Origin of the sequence: Haemophilus parahaemolyticus (assembly GCF_018373095.1) — a bacterium.
GTDB classification, from domain to species: Bacteria; Pseudomonadota; Gammaproteobacteria; order Enterobacterales; family Pasteurellaceae; genus Haemophilus_A; species Haemophilus_A parahaemolyticus_A.
In genome coordinates this window covers 1-1,728 of record NZ_JAHAHT010000165.1, presented here as the reverse complement: position 1 = coordinate 1,728, position 1,728 = coordinate 1, and the positions used below count along the sequence as shown (strand labels likewise).

Below are 1,728 nucleotides of genomic sequence, written 5' to 3'. Positions count from 1 at the left end.
CGGAAAACCAATTTACCGCAGACGTAATGTCGGAAACTTTAAAACGCACTTCACTTGGCGAGCTAAAACCGAGCAGTCCTGTGAATTTAGAGCGTGCGATGGCAGCAAATGGGCGTTTTGGAGGGCATATCGTTTCAGGGCATATTGACGGCACAGGCGAAGTGGTGGAAATTAAACCTGCACATAATTCGACGTGGTACCGTATTAAAGCTGCCCCCAAATTGATGCGTTATATTATCGAAAAAGGCTCAATTACCATTGATGGCATCAGCCTTACAGTGGTGGATACCGATGAAACTTCATTCCGCGTGTCAATTATTCCGCACACCATTGCAGAGACCAATTTAGGCACGAAAAAAATCGGCAGCCTTGTGAACTTGGAAAACGACATTGTCGGCAAATATATTGAGCAGTTTTTACTGAAAAAAGAGCCTGAAAATCCACCAAGCCAATTAACAGTCGATTTTCTGAAAAATGCAGGGTTTTAAATCAGATTTAAAAGAAAGAGAGAAAGATTATGTTCCAATTTTCAACTGTAGAAGAAGCCTTAAAAGCGATTGCTGAAGGCAAGATTATTTTGGTCACAGACGATGAGGATCGTGAGAACGAAGGCGATTTTATCTGTGCGGCAGAGTTTGCAACACCTGAAAATATCAACTTTATGGCAACGCACGGTAAGGGCTTGATTTGTATGCCAATTTCGCAAGAATTAGCCAACAAATTAGACTTGCACCCGATGGTAACGAAAAACACCGACAATCACGAAACCGCTTTCACAGTAGCGATTGACCACGTTGATACAGGTACAGGCATTTCTGCCTTTGAGCGTTCATTAACCGTGTTAAAAATGATGGGTGATAATGCGAAAGCGACCGATTTTCGTCGTCCCGGGCATATGTTCCCGCTTATTGCGAAAGATGGAGGCGTATTGGTTCGCAATGGTCACACCGAGGCGACTGTAGATTTAGCACGTTTAGCGGGGCTAAAACCTGCAGGCTTATGTTGCGAAATTATGGCTGAAGATGGCACAATGATGACAATGCCTGATCTGCAAAAGTTCGCCACTAAACATAATATGCCATTTATTACCATTGCCCAGTTACAAGAGTATCGCCGTAAACACGACTGTTTAGTCAAACAAGTTTCTGTGGTAAAAATGCCAACCAAATATGGCGAATTTATAGCACACAGCTTTGTGGAAATTATTTCGGGCAAAGAACACGTTGCCTTGGTGAAAGGCGATATTGCCGATGGCGAAAACGTGCTCACCCGCATTCACTCGGAATGTTTAACTGGCGATGCGTTTGGTTCACAACGCTGCGATTGCGGGCAACAATTCGCTGCAGCTATGACCCAAATCGAAAAAGAAGGGCGAGGCGTGGTACTTTATCTTCGCCAAGAAGGACGAGGCATTGGTTTAATCAATAAACTGCGAGCCTACGAATTGCAAGATAAAGGTATGGACACGGTTGAAGCGAATGTGGCATTAGGTTTTAAAGAAGATGAGCGAGAATACTATATTGGTGCACAAATGCTACAGAATCTTGGCGTAAAATCTCTTCGCTTATTAACTAATAATCCAGCGAAAATTGAAGGTCTAAAAGAGCAAGGGATGAACATTGTCGCTCGTGAACCGATTATCGTAGAACCAAATAAAAACGACATTGAGTATTTGAAAGTTAAACAAGTTAAAATGGGACATATGTTTAATTTTTAATGAGCGAAAAA

General features: G+C 42.5%; 2 protein-coding genes. Both read left to right on the top strand.

The window, feature by feature from the left end; genetic code table 11:
• A partial coding sequence (locus KH943_RS10055) for a riboflavin synthase (RefSeq protein ID WP_304110440.1) occupies positions 1-488 on the top strand: 488 nt, incomplete at its 5' end.
• 29 nt (positions 489-517) lie between these two features.
• Positions 518-1,717: a bifunctional 3,4-dihydroxy-2-butanone-4-phosphate synthase/GTP cyclohydrolase II gene (locus tag KH943_RS10050; protein ID WP_304110439.1), complete on the top strand. Its 1,200-nt coding sequence runs from the start codon at positions 518-520 to the stop codon at positions 1,715-1,717.
• Positions 1,718-1,728: the final 11 nt, after the last annotated feature.

Bases quoted from the DNA above. Each gene is read 5' to 3' on its own strand.
- KH943_RS10050 (WP_304110439.1), top strand. From the start codon at position 518: ATGTTCCAATTTTCAACTGTAGAAGAAGCCTTAAAAGCGATTGCTGAA.